This is a genomic window from Nonomuraea sp. NPDC050383, from assembly GCF_044459125.1.
Lineage (GTDB): Bacteria > Actinomycetota > Actinomycetes > Streptosporangiales > Streptosporangiaceae > Nonomuraea.
The window spans coordinates 559,884-584,890 of record NZ_JBITIP010000004.1 but is presented as its reverse complement, the minus strand read 5'-3'; the positions used below and the strand labels follow the sequence as shown (position 1 = coordinate 584,890).

Genomic DNA, 25,007 nt, shown 5'->3' with positions numbered 1-25,007 from the left:
GGTCAGGCGCGCGGGTCGCGGCCCTCGTTCAGGCGCTTGAGGACCTCGTCGTGCAGGAGGCCGTTGGTGCAGACCATGCTGCCGCCCTCCAGGCTCGCCACGCCCTCGACGTCGGTCCAGACGCCGCCCGCCTCCTCGACGATCACCGTCAGGGCCGCCATGTCCCAGGGCGACAGCTCCGGCTCGGCCGAGATGTCGACCGAGCCCTCGGCGACCATCATGTGCGACCAGAAGTCGCCGTAGGCGCGGGTGCGCCAGCAGGCGCGGCCGAGGTCGAGGAACGGGCCGAGGCGGCCGGTCTCCTCCCAGCCGCCGAAGCTGGAGTAGGAGAACGACGCGTCGCCCAGGCCGGCGACCTGCGACACGCGCATGCGGGTGGCCCTGGCCAGGCTCTTGCCGGTCCACGCGCCGCCCTCGGTGGCGGCCCACCAGCGGCGGCCGAGCGCCGGGGCCGACACCAGGCCGACGACGACCTTGCCGTACTCCATCAGCGCGATCAGCGTCGCCCACACGGGCACGCCGCGCACGTAGTTCTTCGTGCCGTCGATGGGGTCGACGATCCAGGACCTGGCGCCCCAGCCGGTCCGGCCGAACTCCTCGCCCACGACCGCGTCGCGTGGGCGCGCGCGGCGCAGCGTGCCACGGATGATCTCCTCGACCGCCCGGTCGGCGTCACTGACCGGGGTGAGGTCGGGCTTGGTCTCGACCTTGAGGTCCACGGCCTTGAACCGGCGCATGGTCAGGTCGTCGGCGGCGTCCGCCATCACGTGGGCGAGGCGTAGATCGTCGTTGTAACCCTGCACGGTTTGCCACGCTACCGTGCCGGGCCGCTCGCGCATCAGGGGCCCGCGTCGCCTTTCCCCCTTTCGCCGCGGCTCGGGGGTTACCGAGACTCCCGCGCTCATCCCCGTGGGGACTACTCCCGGCGTCGTAGTCCGGTCGGTCGTTGATCCCGGTGCGGTAGTGGCAGATGACTCCGCTCGCAGGACGCCCCCGGACGGCAACCGGCCGACGATGCATGGGACGGGATGCCGGTCGAGGGCGTGGGGACAGAGAGCCCCCGTCGCGGTCATTGATCACGAGAGGGCGGGATGTTGTGAAGAGGCGGATGGCGACATGGGTGAGCGTGGCCGTGCTGGGGGCCAGTGGGGGCACGGTGGCGGTGGCTCCCGCGTCCGGAGAGACGAGGGTCGCGCCGGCCGACGGGTTCGCGCCGGCCGGCTTCGATCCCGCGGAGCTGCAGTCCGCCATGGACGGCATCCACAGCGCCGGGATGCCGGGTGTGTACGCCGAGGTGCGCGATGCCGGCCAGGTATGGCGCGGCGCCTCCGGGGTCGCCGATCTCGAGACCGGCCGTCCCGTGCGGCCGGACATGCGGCAACGGGTCGGCAGCATCACCAAGGCCTTCACCGCCGCCGCGGTTCTGCAGCAGGTCGAGAAGGGCCGGATCGGGCTCGACGCGCCGATCGGCCACTATCTCCCGAAGCTGGTGCCAGGTGATCGCGGCAGGGAGATCACGGTGCGGATGCTGCTCAACCACACCAGCGGCCTCGCCGAATACCTCACCTATGCGTTCCCGTCCCTGGCGAAGTACCCCTCCCTGCCGGACATGTCGCCCAAGAGCCTTGACGACAACCGGTTCAGGCGGTTCCGCCCGACCGAGCTGATCAGGATGGGGGTCGCGGCGCCTGCGACCGGCAAGCCCGGAGGCACTCCGGGGGTGTACTCCAACACCAACTACCTGCTTCTCGGCGAGCTTCTGGAGCAGGTGACCGGCACCACGGCCGAGCAGTACATCACCCAGAACGTCATCAAGCGTGCTGGGCTCCGGCACACCGAGTTTCCGGCCGGGCCACGCATCAAGGGGCCGCACCCGCGGATGTACGAGGCGTTCTTCGGCTTGATCGACCCGCCGCGCGACTACAGCGTCTATGACATGTCCTGGGTCGGGGTGTCGGCCTCGCTGGTGTCGACCATGGAGGATCTCAACCGCTTCTATGACGGGCTGCTCGCCGGCAAGATCGTCAAGCGGTCGTCGCTGGCGCAGATGCAGCGCACGGTTCCGGTCATCAGCCAAACCGGGCAGAAGATCGACTATGGCCTCGGCCTGGAGGTCAGGACCACGGATTGCGGCACCTTCTGGGGCAACGAGGGCTCGGCCTGGGGGGCCGCAACGGCGTCATGGACCCGCGCGGACGGCAAGCGGCAGATGTCCGTCGCGATGAACCTCGTGAGGTGGAACAAGCCCGACTCCTCGGGCAAGCCACAGCCCCACGCCATCGACGACGCGCTGTCGGCCTTCTTCCGGCAAGCGCTGTGCGGCCACGGAGACGCCTAGGTCGAGAACACGCCCACCATCCCGGGCGGGGAGCAGGCCGATGACCGCGATCCGCTCCCCGCCCGGGATCGACCGGCGATCCACCCACCGGATGAACGTCCACTGCAGGAAGGCGCCTGGGCATGACTACTGTCACCCCGATCGATCTTTTCGCGTCCTCTGTCCACCTTGTCCAAGGCGGCATGATTCGCGCCGGGAAGACGGCAACGAATTCCGACCAGGACGGCTGGCAGCTGGTGACCTTCTACGCGAAGACCGACGCCGACGTCCATGCCGACCACTGGGAAGTCCACCCCGAGGCCGAGGAGATCCTGTCCTGCCTCATCGGGAAGATGCGCCTCTACCTCCGACCGGAGCGGCCGGGACAGCAGGAGGAAGAGATCAGGCTGACGGCCGGAACCGCGGCGATCGTCCCGCGCGGGCGATGGCACCGCATCGAGCTGGACACCCCCACGAACATCATGGCCATCACCCTGCCGCGTGGCAGCCGGCTGGAGAAGCGCACCGAAACGTAGGCGATCGCCGCGGCCTTCTCGTCCGTGAGCTCGCCGAACGCGAGCAGCGTCGGGGCATGACGGCGAGGTCCGGTGGCTGACGGATCGGCCACAGGATGACGCCCGGCGATGGACGCGTTGACCAGGGTTCGAGGTCAGGTGGCGGAGGACTCGTCCGGGGCGCCGTCGCGGCTGGACAGCAGCCGGCGCAGCGACTCCAGGCGGACCTGGTCGGCGTGCCCCGCCGCCACCCACGCGTCCAGGGCGCACCCCTCGCCCAGGTGGGTACAGCCCTTGGGACAGCCGACCGTGCCCTCCACCAGGTCGGGGAAGCCCGCGAGCACCGTCTCGACCGACACGTGGGCGAGGCCGAAGCTGCGCACCCCCGGCGTGTCGATGATCCAGCCGCCCTCCGGCAGCTCCAGGGCCACGGCCGACGTCGAGGTGTGGCGTCCCCGGCCGGTCACCGCGTTGACCTGGGACACCGCCCGGTTGGCGTCGGGCACGAGCGCGTTGACCAGCGTCGACTTGCCCACCCCCGAGTGGCCCACGAGCACGCTGATGCGGCCCGTCAGGTGCTCGCGCAGCTCGTCCAGCGAGCCGCCCTTGCGCACCACGACGTGCGGCACGCCGAGCGGCTGGTAGAGACCGACCAGGTCGTCGGGCGGCGCGAGGTCGGACTTGGTGAGGCACAGCAGCGGATCGATCTCGGCGTCGAACGCGGCGACGAGGATCCGGTCGATCATGCGGGGCCGCGGCGGCGGGTCGGCCAGCGCGGTGACGATGACGAGCTGCTCGGCGTTGGCCACGACCGGCCGCTCGATGCCGTCGGTGTCGTCCGTGTCGTCGGCCGAGCGCCGCAGCATCGAGGTGCGCGGCTCCACCCGGACCACCCGGGCCAGCGCGTCGGGCCGGCCGGACACGTCGCCGACCAGCGCCACCCGGTCGCCCACCACGATGCCCTTGCGGCCCAGCTCCCGGGCCTTCATCGCGACGACCAGATGGGAGCGCGGGCGCCCGGCGCGCTTGGCGGCCGAGCCCTTGGGCCGTTCCGCCTCCACCAGCGTGGTGTAGCGGCCCCGGTCGACCGCCACCACGAACCCCTCGACGGCGTCCTCGTGCGCAGGCCGGATGCGGGTCCGCGGCCGTGAGCCCTTGCCCGGCCTGACCCGTACGTCGTCCTCGTCGTACTCCCGCTTCTTCAGCGGTCTTCACCCCTGTGATCGCTCTGGCACGGCCTCGGCGCACCGAACATCGGCGGCACCCCGAACAACTCCGTCGGCCCCGGTGGCCGCACCTGCTCCGTGGACCGCAGCGACCGCACTAGCTTCGCCGGCCCCGGCGGCCGCGACGGCTTCGGGGCGCTCATCGCCTGCCCAGCATCGACGCCCACATGTCCGTGAACTCCGGGAGGGTCTTACCCGTCGTCGCGATGTTCTCCACCTCGACACCGGGGACGGCGAGCCCGAGCACCGCGCCGGCGGTGGCCATGCGGTGGTCGTCGTAGCTGTGGAAGACGCCGCCGTGCAGCGGGCGCGGACGAATGACCAGGCCGTCGTCGGTGTCCTCGGCGTCGCCGCCCAGCCGGTTGATCTCGGTGGCGAGCGCCGCGAGCCGGTCGGTCTCGTGCCCCCGCAGGTGGGCGACGCCGCGCACGCGGCTGGGGGAGGAGGCCAGCGCGGCCAGGGCGGCGATCGTGGGTGTCAGCTCGCCCACCTCGCGCAGGTTGGCGTCGATGCCGTCGATCCGGCCCGAGCCGGTGACCGTCAGATCGCCGTCCTCGCTCAGGCGGACGGTGGCGCCCATGCCGGTGAGCAGGCCGCGCAGCGCGTCGCCCGGCTGGGTCGTACGGGCCGGCCAGCCGGAGATCGTGACCGTGCCGCCGGTGACCATGGCCGCCGCCAGGAACGGCGCCGCGTTGGACAGGTCGGGCTCGACCGTCAGGTCACGCGGCGCGACGGGCCCGGGCTCCACGCGCCACACGTCTCGCTCGGAGTCGTCGACCCGCACGCCCACCTCGCGCAGCATCTGGACGGTCATGTCGATGTGCGGCTGCGACGGCACCGGCGGGCCGGCGTGGCGGATCGTCACGCCCTTCTCGAAACGCGCCGCCGTGAGCAGCAGCCCCGAGACGAACTGGGAGGAGGCCGACGCGTCGATCGTCACCTCGCCGCCCGCGATCGGCCCGCTGACGGTGAACGGCAGCGCGTCGCCCTCCACGCGGGCGCCCAGGGCGCGCAGCGCGTCGAGGATCGGGCCCATGGGACGCTTGCGGGCGTGCGGGTCGCCGTCGAACGAGACGGGGCCGTCGGCCAGCGCGGCCACCGGCGGGACGAACCGCATGACCGTGCCGGCCAGGCCGGCGTCGACGTGCACGCCGCCGCGCACCGGGCCGGGCGTCACCCGCCAGTCGACCGAGGCCGAGGTCTCGGCCACCGGCTCCAGCGTCGCGCCGAGGGCGCGCAGGGCCGCGACCATGAGGTCGGCGTCGCGGCTGCGCAGCGCCCGGCGCACGGTGCCCGGCCCGTCGGCGAGGGCGGCGAGCACGAGGGCGCGGTTGGTGACCGACTTGGAGCCGGGCAGCTCGACGGACGCGGTCACGGGGCCGGTGGCGGCGGGAGCGGGCCAGTGCTGAGCGGGCATGGGCCAAGCCTATCGGGCCAGGGCCGGACCGGCCGTCGTCCTCGTCGGGACCCTGTGGACGAACCCCGTCCCTACGGACCGGCTTGTGGACGGACGCTGTCCCTGCGGACCGGCTTGTGGACGGACGCTGCCCCTGCGGACCGGCTTGTGGACGGACGCCGGTCCCTCGCCCGCGACCGTGGACAGGCGTGGTCCCCACGGGGTCGCCGCGTGTGGACACGCGAGCGGAGGTCGTACGTGGCAATGTGGGGGCATGTGCGGTAGATACGCGTCGGCGCGCAAGAAGCACGAGCTGCTGGAGGAGTTCCAGGTCGAGCTCGACGGCGATCCCGACCAGGAGCTGGCCCCCGACTACAACGTCGCGCCCACCAAGAACGTCTACGCCGTGCTGAGCCGGGTGCCCAAGGAGGCCGAGCGGGCGGTGCGGCAGCTCAGGGTCGTGCGATGGGGCCTCGTGCCCGCCTGGGCCAAGGACCCGTCCATCGGCTCGCGCATGATCAACGCCCGGGCCGAGACCCTGGCGGAGAAGCCGTCGTTCCGGCAGGCGTTCGCCAAGCGCAGGTGCCTGCTGCCCGCCGACGGCTACTTCGAGTGGATGCCGGTCGAGGGCGACGACGGCAAGAAGCGCAAGCAGCCGTACTTCATCCGCCCCGACGACGGCGGGCTGCTCGCGATGGCCGGCCTGTACGAGTTCTGGAAGGACCCCTCGCGCGAGGACGACGACCCCCTCAAGTGGCTCGTCACCTGCACGGTCGTCACCACGGACGCCGAGGACGAGCTCGGGCGCATCCACGACAGGATGCCCATGATGGTCGAGCCGGACCGCTGGGCCGAATGGCTCGACCCCAAGCTCACCGACACGGAGACCGTCTCCGGGCTGCTGGTGCCCGCCACCCCGGGCCGGCTCGCCGCGGTCCCCGTCTCCACCGCCGTCAACAACGTCCGCAACAACGGCCCGGAGCTCGTCGAACCGCTCCCTCCCGAGGAGGCGCCCGCCCTCTTCTGAAGGTGTAAAAGGACGGCCAAGTGGGCATTCGGTGAGGAAAGCGGTGCATTCGCTTACGAGGAGTCACCGCCACCACATTGCCCCCCATGCGCCGCGCGGGACAGCCGGGGAGTCCCGCCGCGGGTTGCCGTCATTCACCCGGAGGTGCGGATCCGTGGAGGACACGTCCGCTCGCCAGAGGCTGCAGAAGATGCTCGCCGACCTCGACCGCTCGATCGGGGTGTTACGGGGAGACCGGGTCGCCGTCAACGACCGCTCGCCGGCCGACGCCGGATCCGACCTCAGCGACGCCGACCGCGCCCAGGCCATGCTGACCGTCGCGGCGACGCAGCGGCGGGCCGTGCTGGACGCGCTCAAGCGGCTCGACGACGGCACCTACGGCAGGTGCGTCGACTGCGCCGAGCCGGTGCCGGAGGGCCGCCTGGAGGCCCGCCCCGAGGCGGCCCGCTGCGTCCAGTGCCAGGGCAGGCGGGAACGCCGCCGCTGACGAGCCGCGCACCCGGGCCGCTGCGGGTCCAACACGGGCCGGCACGGGCTCGGGCCGCACAGGCTGGCACGGGCTGGCACGCGCCGGCGCCGGGTGTCAGGGCTTGCGGGCGCTGGCCACCAGGTGGATGCCGACCGTGTCGTCGTCGTCGAAATGCGCCTCCAGCTCCGTGCGCACCAGCCAGTTCATCGCCCTGGTGCCGGAGCCGAGCACGTGGTCCACCGTCGAGGGCGACAGCACCGTGCGCGGGCGCACCCACTCGACCTCCAGGCCCGCGTCCATCAGCAGCTCGCGCAGCTGGGAGCCGCTGAAGCAGCGCGTGATGCTTCCGTCGGGCCAGGGCACCAGCATGACCTCGCCGGTCTGGCGCAGATGCTGCCACTGTCCCTGCTCGGCCAGGATCGCCATGCCCAGCACCAGCGAGTCGACGCAGACCAGCGCGCGCCCGCCCGGCTTCAGCACGCGCGTCACGTCGCTCATCGCCGACTCGGCCATCAGCTCGATCGACATGGCCCGCTCCTCGGCGACCACCGCGTCGACGCTCGCGTCGGGCAGGAACGACAGGTCGTCGGCGCGGACCTGGCGCACCTCGCCGCTGTCATGGCCGGGGGAGTCGGCCTCGCGCAGCCGCTGCGGGCCCTCCACGGGCCGCAGCCTGGACTGGACGTCGGCCACGCGCCGGAAGTCGAGCACCTCGACCACGCGGTGCCCCGCCCTCGCCAGCTGGCCGGACCAGCGTCCACGCCCGCCGGACAGGTCGAGCACCACGGAAGGCTCGGCGGGTAGCCACCGGCTCAGCTGCTCGGCCACGACGGCACGGTAGAAGGTCCAGTACGGTCCGAGCGTCCCTGAGCCGTTCAGTTCCTCGGCCGGAATGGGCAGCACACGCGACTCCTGGGTTCCGGAAAATGGCTACCAGCCGGTACGTATGGTTTTCCCCGCACCGGGTCGTTCGTCACCTTCCATCTTGCGGGAACAGACGCGGGCACGGGCGTGTTGCGACGAGCATGCTCGCTGTTGTCGATGGACGCGACCGTCTCGGCGCTCGTAGGCTCGTACCTCGCTCTCTTTCGCCGAGCTCTCTTTCGCCCAGCTCTCTCCCGCCGGGCTCCGCCTCCCCGGGCCCCGCCACCTATCAGAAGGTGGACCTGGTCCCCGGTGACCGGGCGCCGCTTGACGAGCGGGTATTCTCCCCTGAGTACGGTGTCCCGTCACAACCGGCCACCGGTGATCTTAGGGGGGTGGGCCTGGTGCCCGCGACAGGCGCGGAGACACTCGAACAGCGGAGCGAGCGGTTCGAGCGCGAAGCGATGCCTTATCTGGAGCAGCTCTACTCCGCGGCGCTCCGGATGACCCGCAACCCGTCCGACGCCGAGGACCTGCTCCAGGAGACCTTCGCCAAGGCGTTCGCGTCCTTCCACCAGTTCCAGGAGGGCACGAACCTCAAGGCCTGGCTGTACCGGATCCTGACGAACACCTTCATCAACAGCTACCGCAAGAAGCAGCGTGAGCCGAAGCAGTCGGGCACCGAGGAGATCGAGGACTGGCAGCTGGCCCGCGCGGAGTCGCACTCGTCGAGCGGTCTGAAGTCCGCCGAGGTGGAGGCGCTGGAGCACCTGCCCGACGGCGACATCAAGGAGGCGCTCGCGGCGCTTCCCGAGGAGTTCAGGATCGCCGTCTACCTCGCCGACGTCGAGGGCTTTCCGTACAAGGAGATCGCCGACATCATGGGCACTCCGATCGGCACCGTCATGTCGCGGCTCCACCGCGGCCGCAGGCAACTGCGGGCGCACCTGGAGGACTACGCCCGCGAGCGCGGCCTCGTCCCCGCGGAGGGCTCCAAATGAGCTGTGGAAACCCGCACGAGACCGACTGCCGTGAGGTGCTCGACAAGGTCTACGCCTACCTCGACGGCGAGCTCGCCGAGGGCGACTGCGTCGACATCCGGGTGCACCTCGACGAGTGCGGGCCGTGCCTGCAGGAGTACGACCTCGACAAGGTGGTCAAGCAGCTCGTCGCCAAGCACTGCGGGTGCGATCCGCTGCCCGGCGACCTCCGGTCCAAGGTGCTGGCGCGCATCGCACAGGTGAGATCCGACCTGTCCGACTAGGATTCCCCCCATGCGCGTGCTCGTCACCGGGGGTGCCGGCTTCATCGGATCCAATCTCGTCGACCGGTTGCTGGCCGACGGCCACGAGGTCGTCGCCGTGGACGACCTGTCGTCCGGTGACCGCGACAACCTCGCGGGCGCCCTGGGCGGCGACCGGTTCCGCCTCCACGTGCTCGACGTGCGCGATCCCGCGCTGGCCGAGCTGACCGCCGAGGCCAGGCCCGAGGTGGTCTGCCACCTGGCCGCGCAGATCAGCGTGCGCCGCAGCGTGGCCGACCCCGTCCACGACGCCATGGTCAACGTCGTCGGCACCGCGTCGGTGCTCGCCGCCGCCCACGCGGGCGGCGCGCGCAAGGTGGTCTTCGCCTCCTCCGTCGCCGTCTACGGCCGTCCCGGCACGATCCCGGTGCCCGGCGACGCGCCGGCCGACCCGCGCTCGCCGTACGCGGCCTCCAAGCTCAGCGGCGAGACCTACCTCGCCACCTTCCGCGCCCTGCACGGCATCGAGTACACGACCCTCGTGCTGTCCAACGTGTACGGCCCCCGCCAGTCGCCCGAGGGCGAGGCCGGGGTGGTGGCCATCTTCACCGACGGGCTGCTCAGCGGCGTCCCCACGGTCGTCCACGGCGACGGCACGCAGACCCGCGACTACGTGTACGTCGACGACGTGGTCGACGGGTTCGTCCGGGCGTGCGGCCAGGCCGGCGACGGCCGCCGGTTCAACCTCGGCACCGGCATCCAGACGACCGACCGCAGGCTCCACGCCCTGATCGCCGACGCCGCGGGCCGCCCCGACAAGCCGGGGTTCGCGCCGCCCCGCCAGGGCGACCTGCCCGCCATGGCGGTCGATCCCGTGCCCGCCTACGACGGCCTCGGCTGGGAGCCGCGCACCGACCTCGCCACCGGTCTGAAGAACACGGTCGAGTGGGCCAGGAGTCGCCGGGGGTAGCCGGTTGATTACGCTTTGCTTGCGATTCGTGACTCGGCGGGTGCGGTGACCCCGTCTTCTGTACCGTGAGCCCCAGGACCTCAAGGGGGAGGACGCGGATGTCGAAGCCATGGATCGCCCGCCTGATCACGGGCATCTCGTTGATCGCACCGGTGGCGCTGCTGATCGCGGGCGGGGGCCTTTTCCCGCCCGGGGTCTCGTGGACCTGATCCGGCCGTGAGGGGCCGCTATGCGTGATCTGTCGTGGCCGGCGAGGGTCTACCTCGTCGCCGTCGTCGTCGTCGCGGCAGGGGTCATCGCCCACAGCCTGACCACCATCGGGCAGTCGATGACCCCCGGGCACCTGGGCGCCGAGGGGCTGGGCACGCTGCTGGTGCTCGCGCTGCTGTTCCTCGTGTGCGAGTCGATGCCGACGCTGCTCAACGTGGAGCAGTTCGCGGTGTCGGTCAGCTTCTCGGCGGCGCTGGCGGCCGTGGTGCTGATCGGGCCCGACGGCACGGCGCTCGTGGGGTTCACCGCGGTGTTCAGCGTGCGGCCCGGGCTGCCGCTGGTCAAGCGGCTCTTCAACGGCGCGCAGTTCGCCATCTGCGGTCAGGCGGCCGGCTGGGTGTACGAGCGGCTGGGGGGCCGGATCGGGGTGCCGGAGGTGCACGCCTTCGACGACCTGATCGGCCCCTACATGGCGGCCACGGCGGTCTTCGTGCCGCTGAACATCCTGCTCACGCTCACGATGATCCGCCTGGCGACCGGAGTGCGGGCCATGGAGGTCCCGATGCGGGGCCTGGCCCAGTTCCTGCTGTCGTACCTCGGCTACGGCACGTTCGGGCTGCTCGTGGCCGGGCTGTGGGCCACCGTGCAGTCGATCTCGGCGGTGCTGGTGCTGCTGCCGCTGTTCGTCGCGCGCTGGGCGTTCGGCCAGTACCACGCGCAGCAGCGCTCGTACGACGCCACCATCGCGGCCCTGTGCCAGGCCGTGGAGACCAAGGACTACTACACCCGGGGGCACTGCACCCGCGTGTCGGCCGCGTCCAGCATGATCGCCCAGGAGATCGGCATGGGGCAGGAGCGGCTGCGGGCCATCCGCTACGCGGGCATGCTGCACGACGTGGGCAAGCTCGGCGTGCCCACCAAGGTGCTGCAGAAGGAGGGGCCGCTGACCGAGGAGGAGTTCGCCGCGATCCAGCTCCACCCGATGCGCGGGCTGGAGATCGTGCGCGGCATCGACTTCCTCGACGAGGCGTACGCCGGGATCATGCACCATCACGAGCGCCACGACGGCAGGGGCTACCCGATGGGGCTGGCCGGCGACGAGATCCCGGAGTTCGCCCGGATCATCGCGGTGGCCGACGCGTTCGACTCGATGACCTCCGACCGCTCCTACCGGGGCGCGCGGCCGGTCGAGGTGGCCGTGCAGGAGCTGCGCAAGAACTCCGGCACCCAGTTCGACCCCGTCATGGTCACCGCGTTCGTCAAGGCGCTCGAGGACCGGCCGTGGGAGCCGCCCCGGCGGGTCGAGCCGCCGCCGCCCGAGGCCGACGAGGCGCCGGTCAAGGACCACGACGACCCCACGATGCCCATCGAAGTGGTGAGCGGGCCTTGAGCCGGGCCTTCCAGGGCCTCGACTCCGGCCAGCTCCTGCTGATCTGCGGGGCCGGGCTGGTCGCCGTGGCCGGGGTCGCGCACACGGCCGCCACCCGGCTGGACCACCCCGAGATCGCGGTCGGGTTCGGCGCGCTCATCGCGGTGGGCGAGCTGGCCAGGCTCACCATGCCGGGCAACAGGGAGGTCGCGCCCATCGGGGCCGCCGCCGCCCTCGGCTACACGCTGCTGCTCGACCTGAGCCAGGACCAGCTCCGCCACTCGGCGCTCCAGGTCGTGGCGGTGATCGCCGTCGGGATGATCGCCGGCGCGCTGCCGCACCTCGCGGTCGGCCGCCCGCCGCGGCTCGACGCGATGGCCCGGCGGCTGCTCACCGGCGCGCTGCTCGCCTTCGCGTTCCGGCCGCTGGCCGACCCGCTGTTCCGGCTCACCCAGGGGCCCGCTCCGACGTGGTGGCCGGCGCTGGGCGTGATGGTCGTGCTCATCGCCGTCACCCTGCTCGTGGACGTGCTGATCGCCGCGCTGTTGCGGGCCGAGCAGGTGCGCACCGCCTTCCGGGTCGCGGTACGCGACGAGCTGAACATGGCGTTCCCGCTGGGCGCCGCCGTGGCCGCCTCCGGCGTGCTGCTCGCCCTGGCCACGCACAGCATGGACCTCGTCGCCCTGCTGGTGTTCGCCGCGCCGCTGCTGGTCACGCAGGTGGCCTTCCGCAAGTACGCGGGCATCCGCGCCACCTACCTGCAGACCGTACGGGCGCTGTCGCGCGTCACCGAGGTCGGCGGGTACGTCGAGCCGGGCCACTCGCGCCGGGTGAGCCGCCTGGCCGTGGCCATCGGCCGGGAGCTGGGGATGGCCGAGCCGGAGCTGCTGGAGCTGGAGTACGCCGCGCTCATGCACGACATCGGCCAGCTCTCCCTGCGCGACCCCATCCCGGGCGGCGCGACCGTGCTCGCCGACCCCGAGCAGGCGCGCCGCATCGCGGAGCTGGGCGCCGAGGTCATCAAGCAGACGGGCGTGCTGGACCGGGTGGCCGACGTGGTGCGCCGCCAGTGCGACTCCATCGCCGACGACCCGCCGCTGTCCAGCCGCATCATCAAGGTGGCCAACGCCTACGACGACCTGGTGGGCGGCTCCACCGACCGTGACCGGGCGGGGGCGGCGCTCGAACGCATCCGCCTGGCGGCCGGCTCGGCCTACGACCCGGCGGCCATCGAGGCGCTGTCCCGCGTCGTCGACCGCCTGGCCGCCGTCCACCGTCTCTGACGCCGGGGCGGCCGGGAGGTGCGGGGCGGGCGCGCATGGCATCCTGGGATCCGCTGAACGAGGGGAGCCCCGGTGGCCGAGGTACGCGCCGAGATGGTGTCGAACGTGTGGAAGGTCGTCGTCAGCGAGGGCGACACGGTGTCCGACGGCGACACCCTGGTCATCCTCGAGTCGATGAAGATGGAGATTCCCGTCATCACCGAGGACGATGGCGTGGTGACACAGCTCAAGGTGAACGAGGGCGACGTGATCCAGGAGGGCGACCTGATCGCCGTCATCGAGTAGTCATCGAGCAGTCGCGTGCTCGACGAACCGGGCCCGGTCCACCACCACGCGCTCGATCGTGCCGTGGCCGACCACCTTGGTCCTGTCGCGCGCCTCGAAGGTGAAGACCAGCCGCCTGCCGTCGACCTCGGTGAGCTCGGCGGTGAACTGGACATGGGTGCCCAGCGGGCTCGCCGCCAGGTGGTTCAGCTCGACCCGGGTGCCGACCGAGGTCTGGCCGGGCTCCAGGTGGGGGCGTACGGCCTGGACGGTGGTCATCTCGGCGAAGGCGAGCAGCCGGGGCGTGGCGAGCACCGGGACGTCGCCGCTGCCGACCTTCTGCGCCGTGTCCTCACGCTCGACCATGATGAGCAGTTGGGAGCGGAGACCGGGAGCGAGCGTCATGACGTCAGCGTACTGTGATCACTGTGGCGGGCCCGCGCGTGAGGGTGCTCACGTGCGATGCGCCGCCGCGCGAGAGCTGGAGCCCCCGCGTTACTGCGGGGCCTGCCGCCGCCGGCTGGTGGTGCAGGTGAGGCCGACCGGATGGACGGCCAGGTGCTCCGAACACGGCATGCTGATCTCATGAATCCCCGGACAAGTACGGCCGCCAGGCCGCAGGATAGGGTTTGTACGGCTTGTGTCATTTAAGTGGCGTGTGGGATTTCTGAGTCGTACACTCTCGGAATTCCGTGACCTCTGTGTTATCTCACCGCGACACAAGTCCGCTTTGTTGGAGAGCCCCGGGGTGGGAGAGGTCGCAGAGACAGAGGGGTACGGGGGAAGTCATGGTGGCCCAAGGGACGACGCTGGCGGGGCGGTATCGCCTGGATACCCGCATCGGCGCCGGCGGCATGGGCGAGGTGTGGCGGGGCGAGGACGTCGTGCTGGCTCGCACCGTCGCCGTCAAGGTGCTGCTCCCAGGCCGCATGGACGATCCAGGCTTCGTCGCCCGCTTCCAGGCGGAGGCGCGGGCGATGGCCACGATCAACCACTCGGGCGTGGTCGACGTCTACGACTACGGCGTCAGCGGCGACACCGTCTACCTCGTGATGAAGTTCGTGGACGGCGAGCCCCTCGACCGGCTGCTGGCCCGGCTGGGCCGGATACCGCCCCAGGCGGCGATGGAGCTCATCGCGCAGGCCGCGGCGGCCCTGCAGGCCGTGCACCAGCAGGGCATCGTGCACCGCGACGTCAAGCCCGGCAACCTGCTCGTGCAGCGCGACGGGACGCTGGTGCTCACCGACTTCGGCATCGCCCGCTCCGACCTCGCCAACCGCCTCACCGACGCCGGCATGGTGCTCGGCACGGCCGCCTACTGCGCTCCGGAGCAGGCCGAGGGCGCCCCTGTGACGCCCGCCGTCGACATCTACGCGCTCGGCGTGGTCGCCTACGAGTGCCTGGCCGGGCAGCGCCCGTTCGACGGTGACAGCCCGGTCACCATCGCGCTCAAGCACATCCGCGAGGCGCCGCCCCAGCTGCCCGCCGACATCCCGCCGGCGGTGCGGGCGCTGGTGGAACGTGCCCTGTCCAAGGACCCGGCCCGGCGTTTCCCGTCGGCCAAGGCCATGAGCGAGACGGCCCGCCAGATCGCGGCCGGGCAGACGCCCCTGCCCGCCCCGATGCCGCACGCCACCGGGGCCACGATGGCCGCGCCGGGCCAGCCGGGCGCCCCCGCGAACGGCGGTCACCCCACCGGGGCCCACCCCCAGGACGCGTACCAGACCGGCGCGCACCAGAGCGGCTACCAGACGGCGCAGCAGGGGGGCTACCAGACCGGAGCCCACCAGCAGAGCGGGTACCAGACCGGAGCGCACCAGACAGGCCACCAGACGGGTCCTCAGGCCGGCTACCAGACCGGCCCTCAGGCCGGCTATCAGACCGGCGCGCACCAGGCCGAGGGATACCCGCAGACGGGCTCACACCAGGCGGCCGGCGGCCGGCCGGGCGACGGTCAGCGGACGGGCGCGTTCCCGGCCTCCGAGGACGCCACGACCATGGCGGGACCACGGCAGGGAGGCAGGCGCGGCGGCAAGGGTACGCGCAGGGGCGGCCTGATCGCGGGCATAGCAGCCGCGGTGGTGCTCGGCGTGGGCGCCGGCGCGGTCGCCCTGACGGAGATCAACGCCGACAAGCCCCCGGTCCCCACGGTGACCACGTCCAGCGCCGGCTCCGACACCTCCGAGACGCCCAAGCAGACCAAGACCACCAGGTCCAGGAGCCCCAAGCCCAGGACCACGACCGAGCAGCCCGTCGCGAACAGGCCCACCGAGACCGAGGAGGAGACCGAGAAGCCCACCCGGGAGCCCACCCGGTCCCCGTCGCCCTCGCCGACGCCCTCGGTCACGAAGTCGCCCTCGGCCACGCCCACCCCGGTCGCCAAGAAGCCGGTGCCGGCCGTGCTGGACATGCCCTATCCGCAGGCGAGGACGATCCTCATGAACGCCGGGTTCACGGTCAAGTACGACGACCAGACCCGGGGCGCGATGCCGCTGGAGTGCCTCAGGGTCGGCCAGTCGACCCCGGACGGCGGCACGCTGCTCGCCCCCAAGAAGCCCGTCTCGCTGGTGCTCATCGAGGGCACCTGCCCCTCCGGCAGCGCCACGCCGACCGCCACGGGGTCGCCGTTCAAGCAGTAGGGCCTCACACCCCCGTGGTGCTGCGCGGGTAGGCGATCTGCGGGTCGGTGGCGATGTTCACCATGTACGGCACGCCGGAGTCGAACGCGCGGCGCAGCGCCGGGCCGATCTCCGAGGGGCTGGTCACCAGCTCCCCGCCTCCGCCGAGGGCCGTGACGACCTGGTCGTAGCGGCAGTTCGGCTGCAGCTCGGCGGCCACGTCGTAGCCGTACAGCATCTGCATGGGGTGCTTCTCCAGGCCCCAGATGCCGTTGTTGCCGCAGATCATGACGACGGGCAGGCGGTGGCGCACGAGCGTGTCGACGTCCATGAGGGAGAAGCCGGCCGCGCCGTCGCCCAGCAGCAGCACCACCTGGGAGGAGGGGCGGGCCAGGCGGGCCGCGATGGCGTAGCCGAGGCCGGTGCCGAGGCAGCCGTAGGGGCCGGGGTCGAGCCAGTTGCCGGGGCGGCGCGACTCGACGTACTTGCCGGCGTAGGAGACGAAGTCGCCGCCGTCGCCGATGACCACGGCGTCGTCGGCCAGCACCTTGTTCAGCTCGCCGTAGATCCGCATCGGGTGGATGGGGTCGGAGTCGGCCGCGAGCAGGTCGGCGTCGCCGGCGATGGCTGCGGCGGACGCCTCCGACAGGCGGGACACCCAGGCGGCGTGGCGGTCCGGCTTGACCCCGGCCTCGCCGCAGGCGGCCGTGAGGCCCCAGAAGACCACGGACAGGTCTCCGGCGGCCGAGGCGGCCGGCTGCATGTGGGTGGCGAGCTGCGACGGCGCGTCGGCGATGTGGACGACCTTGGCCAGGGGCGCGCCGTCCTTGCCGCCGAACCAGCCGTAGCCGAGGCGGAAGTCGAGCGGCGTGCCGACGACCACGACGAGGTCGGCCTGGCCCAGGGCGAGGCCGCGGGCGCGGGTGGCGAGCAGCTCGTGGCCGGCGGGCAGGACGCCGCGGCCCTGGCCGTTGGGGATGACCGGCAGCCGCCAGCTCTCGGCGAAGTCGCGGGCGGCCTCCTCGGCGCGTTCCATCCACACGTCCGACCCGTAGACCAGGACGGGACGCTCGGCCTCGGCGATCAGCCGGGCGATGGCGGCCAGGGAGTCGGGGTCGGGCTCCAGCGGCGACGGGGTCTGCGTCTCGGTCTCGGGGACGGTCGAGGGGGCGAACAGGTCGTCCATGTACGCGTCGAGGAAGACCGGGCCGCGGTGCGGGGCGACGGCGGTGCGGAAGGCCACCTCGACGTCCTGGCCGAGGGACTCGGCGTCGCTGGCGGTGAAGGCCAGCTTGGTGATCGGGGCGAGCAGCGGCGGGTGGTCCATCTCCTGCAGGGCGCCGCTGCCCCAGCGCGAGCGCGGCGCCCTGCCCCCCAGGACGACCACGGGGGAGCCGTTGAAGTGGGCCGTGGCCACGCCGCTGACGCCGTTGGTGATGCCGGGGCCCGCGGTGAGCACGGCCAGGCCCGGTTTGCGGGTCAGGCGGGCCGTGGCCTCGGCGGCGAACACCGCGCTCTGCTCGTGACGTACGTCGAGGATGCGCATGCCCTCGTGGACGGCCCCGTCGTACAGCGGGAAGACGTGCCCTCCGGACAGGGTGAACATGGTTTCGACGCCATAGGCCTTGGACACGGCGACGGCGGCGTCACCGGCGTGCTTCGCAGACTCCATGCCGGGAACTTACCAACCAGTCACACGAGTAAACAGGAAGCAACGAGGACGGTGGTCAATCGCAGCAGACGTCGATGGTGCCCTCGGCCACCGAGGCGCTGATCCGGCGCGCCGCGGAACTGTCGCGGCGGACGTTCACGTCCACCCGCGGGGCTTCGACGCTGACGTCGTAGGCGGCCTCCTGCGGCACCTCCACCGCCACGGATCCGGTGGTCCGCACGACCGCCCGCACGTCGGCCGGCGGTTTCTGGAACACCAGGCGGACGCGGCCGGTGCCGATCTCCACGTCGGCGCGCTCGCCGCCGATCGACATGGCGTTGACGTCGCCCGAGCCGCTCCGGACGTACAGGTCGCCGGGTGTGCTGTCCACCCGCACGTCGCCGGAGACGGACGTCACCCGGACCCCGCCGTGGATGCGCGCCAGCTCCAGGGCCGCGCTCGCCGTGTCGGCCTCGAGGGACGCCTCGGGCGGCACCTGGATGATGTAGTCCACCGAGCAGGACGTCCCTCCGCGCCGGGCGGTCATGGTGCAGTCCGTGCCGAGCCGCAGGGTGCCGGCGCCCCACTCCTCGGTCACCTCGGGCTTCTCCAGCGTCCAGCGCACCAGCCGCTCCACGACGACCTCTCCGGCCTCCCCGCTCTGGACGAGCACGGTGGAGACGCCCTCCCCGACGAACAGCCGCACCTGGGAGCCCTGGTAGGGGAAGGAGCCGCGGGACAGCTCGCTGGGCGGCTCGGCGTTCGCGAACCCGTTCCAGAGCAGTGCCGTGGCGGCGAACAGGGCGGCGGCGGTGGCGATCGTGCCGGCGGCCAGCCAGAGGGCTCTCATGGCAGGCTCCTGACGTTGAGGAAGCGCAGGACCGCCAGCACGCGCCGGTGGTCGCCCTCGGCGGGGGGCAGGTCGAGCTTGGTGAGGATGTTGCCGATGTGCTTGCCCACGGCCCCCTCGCTGAGGACCAGCTCCTGGCCGATGCCGGCGTTGGAGCGGCCCTCGGCCATCAGCTTGAGCACCTCCCGCTCGCGGGGCGTGAGCCGGTCCAGGGGGTCGCTGTGGCCGCGCAGCAGGAGCTGGGAGACCACCTCGGGGTCGAGCGCGGTGCCGCCCGCCGCGACCCGGCGCAGCGCGTCGATGAACTCGGCCACGTCCGCCACCCGGTCCTTGAGCAGGTAGCCGACGCCGCCGGTCGCGGACCCGAGGAGCTGGGCCGCGTAGCGCTCCTCGACGTACTGCGACAGCACCAGCACGGCCAGGCCCGGCCGCTGGCGGCGCAGCACCAGGGCGGCCCGCAGGCCCTCGTCGGTGTGCGTGGGCGGCATCCGCACGTCGGTGACCACCAGGTCCGGCTGGTGCTCCTCGGCGGCGCGCAGCAGCGCCTCAGCCTCGGCGACCGCGGCCACCACCCGCATGCCGGCCGCGTCGAGCAGCCGGACCAGCCCCTCGCGCAGCAGCACCGAGTCCTCCGCGAGCACTACTCGCACGGCAGCTCCACCTCGATCGTCGTCGGCCCGCCGGGCGGGCTGGTCAGCCTGAACACACCGTCCACCGCTCCCACGCGCTGCGCGAGGCCGCGCAGGCCGCTTCCGCCGTCCAGGGAGGCGCCGCCCTGCCCGTCGTCGTGGACGCGCACACGCAGGTCCTCGCCGTCGCACGCCACGGTGATCTCCGCCCGCGCCGCGGCGGCGTGCTTGGCGATGTTCGTCAGCGCCTCGGACACCACGAAGAACGCCACGGCCTCGATCGTGGGCGACGGGCGCCGGTCGATGCGGACGCGCAGCCGTACGGGGAAGGGGGCGCGGGCGGCCACGCCGGACAGGGCCGCGTCGAGGCCCTGGTCGTTGAGCACGGCCGGGTGCAGGCCGCGGACGAAGTCGCGCAACTCCTTGAGCGCCTGCTTGGCCTCCTCGTGCGCCTGCGCGATGGCCTCGCGGGCCGGCTCGGGCAGATCGGTGAGGGTGGCGCGGGCCAGGCCGAGGTTCATGGCGAGGGACACCAGCCGCTGCTGGGCGCCGTCGTGCAGGTCCCGCTCGATGCGGCGCCGCTCGGCGTCGGCGGCGTCGATCACCCCGGCCCGGGTCTCGGTGAGCGTCTCGATGCGCCGGTCGAGCTCCGAGCGGCTGGGGCCCAGCAGCATGCGGGCCACGGCCAGGTCCAGCGCCGCCATGCCGCGCGCCAGCATCGGCACCGCCAGCAGGAGCAGCACGCCCACGGCCGTGTAGCCCCCGGCGACGACCGGGTCGCGCAGGTCGAACCTGAACACCTGCTGGGGCGGCTGCAACCGCGGCTGCGCGTACGCCGTCAGTCCCACCACGGCCCCGCCCCACCCCACCGCGACGAGCACGGCCCCGGCGCCGCTGACCAGGGGAGAGAGCAGGTGGTAGCCGAGCTGCCGCCACGTCGCGCGGCTGCGCCAGCGGACCGGCGCGTCGGTGGGCGGGATGTGCGCCCCCTGGAACGCCGCGAACCTGGAGCGCTGCACCCGGGTGAACGCCGGCAGGCCGCGGCGCAGCCCGGAAGGCACGGCGGCCAGCACGAGCGTGAGCAGGGCGAGGACCGCGGAGACCGGCAGGCCGACCATCACGTGGGCCGTGTCGAGCCAGGCCCGCGCCGACCACGGCCGGGGGACTTTCATGCCCCCACGGTATTGACTCCGGCGGCCCGCGGGACAGGGGCCTGGTGTGCGCTCCGGGGGTGGGGCTGGCCCCACCCCCGGGCGGCTGTCACGGTGCCCTCACAGGGGCGGCACCGACCAGCCCTTCTCGTGGAAGAGCGGCGCGTGCTCGGCGTTGACGAACAGCCGGTCCTCAGGGTTCGGCACGCGGAAGTAGCTCTGCGGGTGCAGCAGCTCGCGGGCGTCGTCCGACAGGTCCAGCACGTACCGGTCGGGCGCGCGCCGCTGCGCCAGGAAGCGCAGCTCGAACGGCAGCAGGGCCAGCGGGTCCGTGTGCTCCCACAGGCCGAGCCCGGCCTCGCGGGCCAGCCGGACCGCCTCGCGGGCGCGGCCGAGCGCTCCGGCCGCGCCGATCGAGCGGGCCGTGCCGGGCGGCGGCACCGCGTCGGCCACCCGTCCCTCCTGGCGTACGAAGGGGTCGACGTTCGGCCAGATGAAGTACGGGACCACGTGCCCGGTCGCGAGCAGCCGCTCGTTGTACGGGTCGGGGCGGGGCCGCTCGCGCTGGTCGCGGTTGACGTAGCACAGGAGCCGGCCGTACCGGTCGAGGATCTCGTGCGCGAAGGCGAGCCGGAGCTTGAACGTGGCCTCGGTGAGGCCCTGCTCGGCGATGTCGGCGGCGACCATGTCCTTGAGCGCCTTCGTGGCGGGCGCGGCGTGGGCGGCGTGGTTGGCGGCGGCGCGCGGGCCGAGCCGGGCCGTCAGGTTCGCGCGCAGCGCCGTACGCAACGTGAGCTCGGGCAGGCCCTTGGCGAACGGGTCCGTGAGGAACGTCGTCCAGGCCGGGTGCTCGATCTTGACGAAGCCTCCGGGGAAATCCGGGAAGTCGGGACTCTGCGGCAGCTCGAAGCTGACCTCGGGAGCGTCGACGCCGAGCAGGCGCACGCCGAAGTTCCCGTCGGCCGCGATGTTGATCGTGTCGCCGTCGTGGACGATCTTGTCCACGGGTTCGGCCTGCCCGTTGCGCCGGGCGAGGAGGCCGTGGCCAACCGTGATGCCGGGAACGGGTTGTTCGATCGCCTTTGCCATGCCTGCATCATCACCCTGTTCGGGCGACAAGTCCCGCGATATCGCAACCAATGGCGACCGATGGTCATCCCATGGACGGGTCAAGCCTCACAGGGTCCGCGACAGCGCCTTGATGGGCATCCTCAGCTCGTCGAGCAGCTCCAGATCGCGGGCCGGCGGGCGGCCCAGGGTGGTCAGGTAGTTGCCCACGATGATCGCGTTGATGCCGCCCAGCATGCCCTCACGGGTGCCGAGGTCACCCAGGGTGATCTCGCGGCCCCCGGCGTAGCGCAGGATCGTGCGCGGCAGCGCCAGCCGGAACGTCGCGATCGTGCGCAGCGCGTCGGCGCCCTCGACCACCGGACGACCGGCGAACGGGGTGCCGGGGCGCGGGTTGAGGAAGTTGAGCGGCACCTCGTCGGGCTCCAGCTCGCCGAGCTGGACGGCGAACTCCGCCCGCTGCTCCAGCGTCTCGCCCATGCCGACGATGCCGCCGCAGCACAGCTCCATGCCGGCCGCGCGCACCATCAGGCAGGTGTCCCAGCGCTCCTGCCAGGTGTGGGTGGTGACCACCTCGCCGAAGTGGGAGCGGGCCGTCTCCAGGTTGTGGTTGTAGCGGTGGACGCCCATCGCCGCCAGCTCGTCCACCTGCTCCTGGGTGAGCATGCCGAGCGAGCAGGCGACGTTGATGTCCACGGCCCGGCGGATCGCCTCGACGCCCTGGCGCACCTGGTCCATCAGCCGCCGGTCGGGCCCGCGTACGGCGGCCACGATGCAGAACTCCGTCGCGCCGGTCGCCGCCGTCTCCTCGGCCGCCCGGACCAGCTCGTTGACGTCGAGCCAGACCGCGCGGACCGGCGAGGAGAACCGGCCGGACTGCGAGCAGAAGTGGCAGTCCTCGGGGCAGCCGCCCGTCTTGACCGAGACGATGCCCTCCACCTCGACCTCCGGCCCGCACCACTTCATGCGCACCTCGTGGGCCAGCGCGAGCAGCTCGCCCAGCCGCTCGCCGGGAAGGCGCAGGCACTCCAGCGCCTGCTCCCGGTCCAGTCCCCTGCCTTCGTCCAGCACCCGCGCGCGGGCGATCGTGAGGATGTCGGTCACGGGAGCAGCCTAAGCCTCCGCTTGAACGCCGCCGGGTCGAAACCGCCGCCGAGTGTCGTGGCCAGCCCGCCGCGCGCCTCCTCCGCGAACTCCTCCGCGCCGAGCGCGCCCAGTCCCGCCCGCAGCACCCCCGCCAGCGGTCGGGCGGCCAGCATCTCCAGGTCCGCCACGTTGCTCAGCTCGGCCACGCCCGGCTCCTCCGGCCAGGACCCGACCACCACGCCCGCCAGGCCCAGCCCGCGATGGGCCAGCGCCTCCAGCGTGAGCGCCGTGTGGTTGAGCGTGCCCAGCCCCGCCCGGGCCACCACCAGCACCTGCGCACCGAGCATCCGCGCCAGGTCGGCGATCGTGCCGCCGTCCTCGTCGAAGCGCACCAGCAGCCCGCCGGCCCCCTCGACCAGCACGAGCCGGTGGGTCTCGGCCAGCTCGCCGATCCGCTCGGCCGCGCCCGCCAGCGACACGGGCGCCGCACCCGCGGCCCGCGCGGCCGCGGCGGGTGACAGTGCGGCCGGGTAGCGGGCCAGCTCGAACGTCGTCGTCACCCCGGACAACCGGATGACCTCGTCCAGGTCACCGGGCTCATCGGGAGCCACGCCGGTCTGGGCCGGCTTCACCACGGCCACGCTCGAACCCCGCAACCGGGCCAGCGCGGCCACGGCCGCGGTCACGACGGTCTTGCCGACCCCGGTGTCGGTCCCACTGACGACGAGAACGCTCACCGGCCCAGCCTAGAACGGGCCGCAGGGCGCACGGTGGACCACGGCGACGGCCCGGAGGACGCCGTGACGGCGCCAGGCCCCGTGCGGGTCAGAGGCCGTCCCCCTGGAGGCCCTCAGCCCCGTGCGGCGACTGGGCTCTGCCGGGCCGTGCCGTGACAGAGCCCGGAGATCACGGACGACGCAGCCGCGTGACGAACTTGTACCGGTCGCCGCGATAGAGGGACTGAGCCCACTCGACGGGGTTGCCGTCGGCGTCGAAGGCGTGGCGGGTCAGGAGGAGCATCGGCAGGCCCACGTCCACGCCGAGCGCCTTGGCGTCGTACGGGGTCGCCAGGACCGTCTCGATGATCTCCTCGGCGTCCGTGAGCCGCACGTTGTAGGCGTTGTGCAGCGTCTCGTACAGCGACGAGTGGACCTCCAGCTCCCGTCGCAGCCGCGGGAAGCGGCGGGCCGACAGGTGGGTCGTGTCGATCGACACCGGCTCGCCGTTGGCCAGGCGCAGCCGGTGGATGCGCAGCACCCGCCCGCCCGGGTTGATCGCCAGGCGGCGGGCCAGCGCCTCGTCCGCGGTGATGTAGCCGATCTCCAGTATCTTCGTGTCCGGCTCGAGCCCGGCGGTGCGCAGGTCGCCGATGTACGACGTGAGCTGGAGCACCTGGGCCACCTTGGGCTGGGCGACGAACGTGCCCTTGCCTTGGATGCGCAGCAGCCGTCCCTCGACCACCAGCTCGGTCAGCGCCTGCCGCACGGTCGTGCGCGAGGTCTCGAACCGTACGGCCAGCGTCCGCTCCGGAGGCAGCGCCGTGCCGGCCGGGAGGCTCTTGGTGAGCTCGAGCAGGCTCCGCTTCACGTCGTAGTACTTCGGTACGCGAGGGCCGTCGTCCGTCACGCTCTCACCTTCACTTCTGCCACGGCGGTGAGGGCGTGTCGGATCACCGCTAGATCATCGGAACTCAGATTGGCCCGAGCGGTCAACCGCAGGCAAGAGCGGCCGTCCGGCACCGAGGGCGGGCGGAAACATCCCACGCGCACCCCCAGCTCCGCACAGGCGGCGGCGGCCAGCACGGCGGTTCCCGGTGCTCCGAGGACCACGGGCACGACCGCGCCCGCCGGCTCGCTCGTCTCCAGGCCGAGCTCGCGGACCGCACGGGCCAGCTCGCCTGCCCTGAGACGCGCGCGTCGAGGCAGCTCGGGCTGATGGAGAAGGATATCCACGGCGGCGGAGGCGGCCGCAACCGAGGCCGGTGCGAGGCCGGTGTCGAAGATGAACGACCTGCCCGTGTCGACCAACGTCTCGATCACCTCCGGCTCTCCCAGCACCGCTCCGCCCTGGGACCCGAGCGCCTTCGACAGTGTGACGGTTCTCACAATGTGAGATTCCCGGAAAAGGCCGGTTGAGTGCACCACTCCGCGCCCGTGTTCGCCGACGACGCCGAGCGAGTGGGCCTCGTCCACGACCAGCAGCGCCGCGTGCCGCGCCGCCACCTCCGACAGCTCGGCGACGGGCGCCAGGTCGCCCTCGACGGAGAACAGCGCGTCCGTGACCACGACGGCCCGCTCCTCCTCGCGGCCCGCGAGCGCCTTCTCCACGGCCGCCACGTCGGCGCGCGGCGTCACCACGACCCGCGCCCGCGCCAGCCGGCAGGCGTCCACGATCGAGGCGTGGTTGCCCGCGCCGGACACCACCAGCCCGCCCCGGCCGAGCGTCGCCACGGCTGCCAGGTTGGCCAGGTAGCCGGAGGAGAACACCAGGGCACCGGCCGCCCCGCAGAAGGCCGCCAGCTTGCCCTCCAGCTCCTGGTGGAGCAGCGTGGAGCCGGTGACGAGGCGGGAGCCCGTCGAGCCGGTGCCCCAGGCGCGCACGGCCTCGACGGCGGCCTCGGCGAGCCGGGGGTCGCGGGCCAGTCCCAGGTAGTCGTTCGAGGCCAGATCGAGCAGGCCGCCGTCGTCAGGGGTGCGGGGGCGCAGCGTGCGACCCAGCCCGGCGGCGCGCCGTGCGGCCGTGGCCGCGCGAAGTCCTGCCAGGGGATTCATGGGGGCATTCAATCAGGGGGCCGGTTTGGC

At 72.6% G+C, this 25,007-nt stretch carries 25 protein-coding genes; 11 read left to right on the top strand and 14 right to left on the bottom strand.

The window, feature by feature from the left end; translation table 11 throughout:
• Positions 1 to 2: 2 nt before the first annotated feature.
• Positions 3 to 839 (bottom strand): histidinol-phosphatase, encoded by an 837-nt coding sequence (hisN, locus tag ACIBG4_RS14055; protein WP_397202119.1) that lies wholly within the window; start codon positions 837 to 839, stop codon positions 3 to 5.
• A 281-nt stretch (positions 840 to 1,120) separates the two neighbouring features.
• Here hisN and ACIBG4_RS14050 point away from each other — a divergent pair, with 281 nt between their 5' ends.
• Together ACIBG4_RS14050 and ACIBG4_RS14045 are read left to right on the top strand one after the other, a co-directional pair.
• Positions 1,121 to 2,338 carry a serine hydrolase domain-containing protein gene (locus ACIBG4_RS14050; RefSeq protein ID WP_397202118.1) on the top strand — a complete coding sequence of 406 codons (1,218 nt, stop codon included), beginning with the start codon at positions 1,121 to 1,123 and terminating at the stop codon, positions 2,336 to 2,338.
• A 182-nt stretch (positions 2,339 to 2,520) separates the two neighbouring features.
• A complete protein-coding gene (locus ACIBG4_RS14045) occupies positions 2,521 to 2,853 on the top strand; it encodes a cupin domain-containing protein (RefSeq protein WP_397202117.1) in 333 nt (110 codons plus the stop codon).
• A gap of 134 nt (positions 2,854 to 2,987) precedes the next feature.
• Here ACIBG4_RS14045 and rsgA read toward each other — a convergent pair whose 3' ends face one another.
• A complete protein-coding gene (gene rsgA / locus ACIBG4_RS14040; RefSeq protein WP_310708873.1) occupies positions 2,988 to 4,037 on the bottom strand; it encodes a ribosome small subunit-dependent GTPase A in 1,050 nt (349 codons plus the stop codon).
• Positions 4,038 to 4,197: 160 nt separating this feature from the next.
• Positions 4,198 to 5,475 (bottom strand): 3-phosphoshikimate 1-carboxyvinyltransferase, encoded by a 1,278-nt coding sequence (aroA, locus tag ACIBG4_RS14035; protein ID WP_397202116.1) that lies wholly within the window; start codon positions 5,473 to 5,475, stop codon positions 4,198 to 4,200.
• A 253-nt stretch (positions 5,476 to 5,728) separates the two neighbouring features.
• On the opposite strand from aroA, the gene ACIBG4_RS14030 reads away from it, so the two are divergent.
• The gene (locus tag ACIBG4_RS14030) at positions 5,729 to 6,481 is read left to right on the top strand and encodes an SOS response-associated peptidase (protein ID WP_310708572.1); all 753 of its coding nucleotides are present in this window, start codon (positions 5,729 to 5,731) and stop codon (positions 6,479 to 6,481) included.
• Positions 6,482 to 6,635: 154 nt separating this feature from the next.
• On the top strand, positions 6,636 to 6,968 hold the full coding sequence (locus tag ACIBG4_RS14025; protein ID WP_310708573.1) for a TraR/DksA C4-type zinc finger protein: 333 nt from the start codon (positions 6,636 to 6,638) through the stop codon (positions 6,966 to 6,968).
• Positions 6,969 to 7,064: 96 nt separating this feature from the next.
• On the opposite strand, the gene ACIBG4_RS14020 is transcribed toward ACIBG4_RS14025, so the two are convergent.
• On the bottom strand, positions 7,065 to 7,853 hold the full coding sequence (locus tag ACIBG4_RS14020; protein ID WP_397202115.1) for a class I SAM-dependent methyltransferase: 789 nt from the start codon (positions 7,851 to 7,853) through the stop codon (positions 7,065 to 7,067).
• A gap of 356 nt (positions 7,854 to 8,209) precedes the next feature.
• On the opposite strand from ACIBG4_RS14020, the gene ACIBG4_RS14015 reads away from it, so the two are divergent.
• From ACIBG4_RS14015 to ACIBG4_RS13990, 6 genes are all read left to right on the top strand, one after another.
• Positions 8,210 to 8,815: a sigma-70 family RNA polymerase sigma factor gene (locus ACIBG4_RS14015; protein WP_310708575.1), complete on the top strand. Its 606-nt coding sequence runs from the start codon at positions 8,210 to 8,212 to the stop codon at positions 8,813 to 8,815.
• Positions 8,812 to 9,078, top strand: coding sequence for a mycothiol system anti-sigma-R factor (rsrA, locus tag ACIBG4_RS14010; RefSeq protein ID WP_310708576.1), 267 nt, complete (start codon positions 8,812 to 8,814; stop codon positions 9,076 to 9,078). Before ACIBG4_RS14015 ends, rsrA begins: the two co-directional genes overlap by 4 nt.
• A gap of 10 nt (positions 9,079 to 9,088) precedes the next feature.
• Positions 9,089 to 10,027 carry an NAD-dependent epimerase/dehydratase family protein gene (locus ACIBG4_RS14005; RefSeq protein ID WP_310708577.1) on the top strand — a complete coding sequence of 313 codons (939 nt, stop codon included), beginning with the start codon at positions 9,089 to 9,091 and terminating at the stop codon, positions 10,025 to 10,027.
• 229 nt (positions 10,028 to 10,256) lie between these two features.
• Positions 10,257 to 11,627 (top strand): HD-GYP domain-containing protein, encoded by a 1,371-nt coding sequence (locus tag ACIBG4_RS14000; RefSeq protein ID WP_310708578.1) that lies wholly within the window; start codon positions 10,257 to 10,259, stop codon positions 11,625 to 11,627.
• A complete protein-coding gene (locus tag ACIBG4_RS13995) occupies positions 11,624 to 12,889 on the top strand; it encodes an HD domain-containing phosphohydrolase (protein ID WP_355443863.1) in 1,266 nt (421 codons plus the stop codon). Before ACIBG4_RS14000 ends, ACIBG4_RS13995 begins: the two co-directional genes overlap by 4 nt.
• Before the next feature lie 72 nt (positions 12,890 to 12,961).
• Entirely contained in the window at positions 12,962 to 13,174 is a 213-nt protein-coding gene (locus ACIBG4_RS13990) for a biotin/lipoyl-binding carrier protein (RefSeq protein ID WP_310708580.1), read from the top strand.
• Here the strand turns inward: ACIBG4_RS13990 and ACIBG4_RS13985 are convergent, their stop codons facing one another.
• Positions 13,175 to 13,558, bottom strand: a complete 384-nt coding sequence (locus ACIBG4_RS13985; RefSeq protein ID WP_397202114.1) for a thioesterase family protein — start codon at positions 13,556 to 13,558, stop codon at positions 13,175 to 13,177. It lies immediately after the preceding gene.
• Positions 13,559 to 13,941: 383 nt separating this feature from the next.
• On the opposite strand from ACIBG4_RS13985, the gene ACIBG4_RS13980 reads away from it, so the two are divergent.
• Complete coding sequence (locus ACIBG4_RS13980; protein ID WP_397202113.1) at positions 13,942 to 15,792, top strand: protein kinase; 1,851 nt, start codon at positions 13,942 to 13,944, stop codon at positions 15,790 to 15,792.
• Between the two features lie 4 nt (positions 15,793 to 15,796).
• Here the strand turns inward: ACIBG4_RS13980 and ACIBG4_RS13975 are convergent, their stop codons facing one another.
• The 9 genes from ACIBG4_RS13975 to ACIBG4_RS13935 form a co-directional block, all read right to left on the bottom strand.
• On the bottom strand, positions 15,797 to 17,443 hold the full coding sequence (locus ACIBG4_RS13975) for an acetolactate synthase (RefSeq protein WP_397202112.1): 1,647 nt from the start codon (positions 17,441 to 17,443) through the stop codon (positions 15,797 to 15,799).
• A gap of 55 nt (positions 17,444 to 17,498) precedes the next feature.
• Positions 17,499 to 18,272, bottom strand: coding sequence for a DUF4097 family beta strand repeat-containing protein (locus ACIBG4_RS13970; RefSeq protein ID WP_397202111.1), 774 nt, complete (start codon positions 18,270 to 18,272; stop codon positions 17,499 to 17,501).
• Entirely contained in the window at positions 18,269 to 18,922 is a 654-nt protein-coding gene (locus ACIBG4_RS13965; protein ID WP_310708585.1) for a response regulator transcription factor, read from the bottom strand. Before ACIBG4_RS13965 ends, ACIBG4_RS13970 begins: the two co-directional genes overlap by 4 nt.
• Positions 18,913 to 20,073, bottom strand: coding sequence for a sensor histidine kinase (locus ACIBG4_RS13960; protein WP_397202110.1), 1,161 nt, complete (start codon positions 20,071 to 20,073; stop codon positions 18,913 to 18,915). The genes ACIBG4_RS13965 and ACIBG4_RS13960 overlap by 10 nt, the downstream gene beginning before the upstream one ends.
• A gap of 99 nt (positions 20,074 to 20,172) precedes the next feature.
• Positions 20,173 to 21,141, bottom strand: a complete 969-nt coding sequence (locus ACIBG4_RS13955) for a thermonuclease family protein (protein ID WP_397202109.1) — start codon at positions 21,139 to 21,141, stop codon at positions 20,173 to 20,175.
• Positions 21,142 to 21,228: 87 nt separating this feature from the next.
• Entirely contained in the window at positions 21,229 to 22,224 is a 996-nt protein-coding gene (gene bioB / locus ACIBG4_RS13950) for a biotin synthase BioB (RefSeq protein ID WP_397202108.1), read from the bottom strand.
• Positions 22,221 to 22,943: a dethiobiotin synthase gene (bioD, locus tag ACIBG4_RS13945; protein WP_397202107.1), complete on the bottom strand. Its 723-nt coding sequence runs from the start codon at positions 22,941 to 22,943 to the stop codon at positions 22,221 to 22,223. The genes bioB and bioD overlap by 4 nt, the downstream gene beginning before the upstream one ends.
• 169 nt (positions 22,944 to 23,112) lie before the next feature.
• Positions 23,113 to 23,832: a GntR family transcriptional regulator gene (locus ACIBG4_RS13940; protein ID WP_175604581.1), complete on the bottom strand. Its 720-nt coding sequence runs from the start codon at positions 23,830 to 23,832 to the stop codon at positions 23,113 to 23,115.
• Positions 23,829 to 24,977, bottom strand: coding sequence for an 8-amino-7-oxononanoate synthase (locus ACIBG4_RS13935; protein WP_397202106.1), 1,149 nt, complete (start codon positions 24,975 to 24,977; stop codon positions 23,829 to 23,831). Before ACIBG4_RS13935 ends, ACIBG4_RS13940 begins: the two co-directional genes overlap by 4 nt.
• Positions 24,978 to 25,007: the final 30 nt, after the last annotated feature.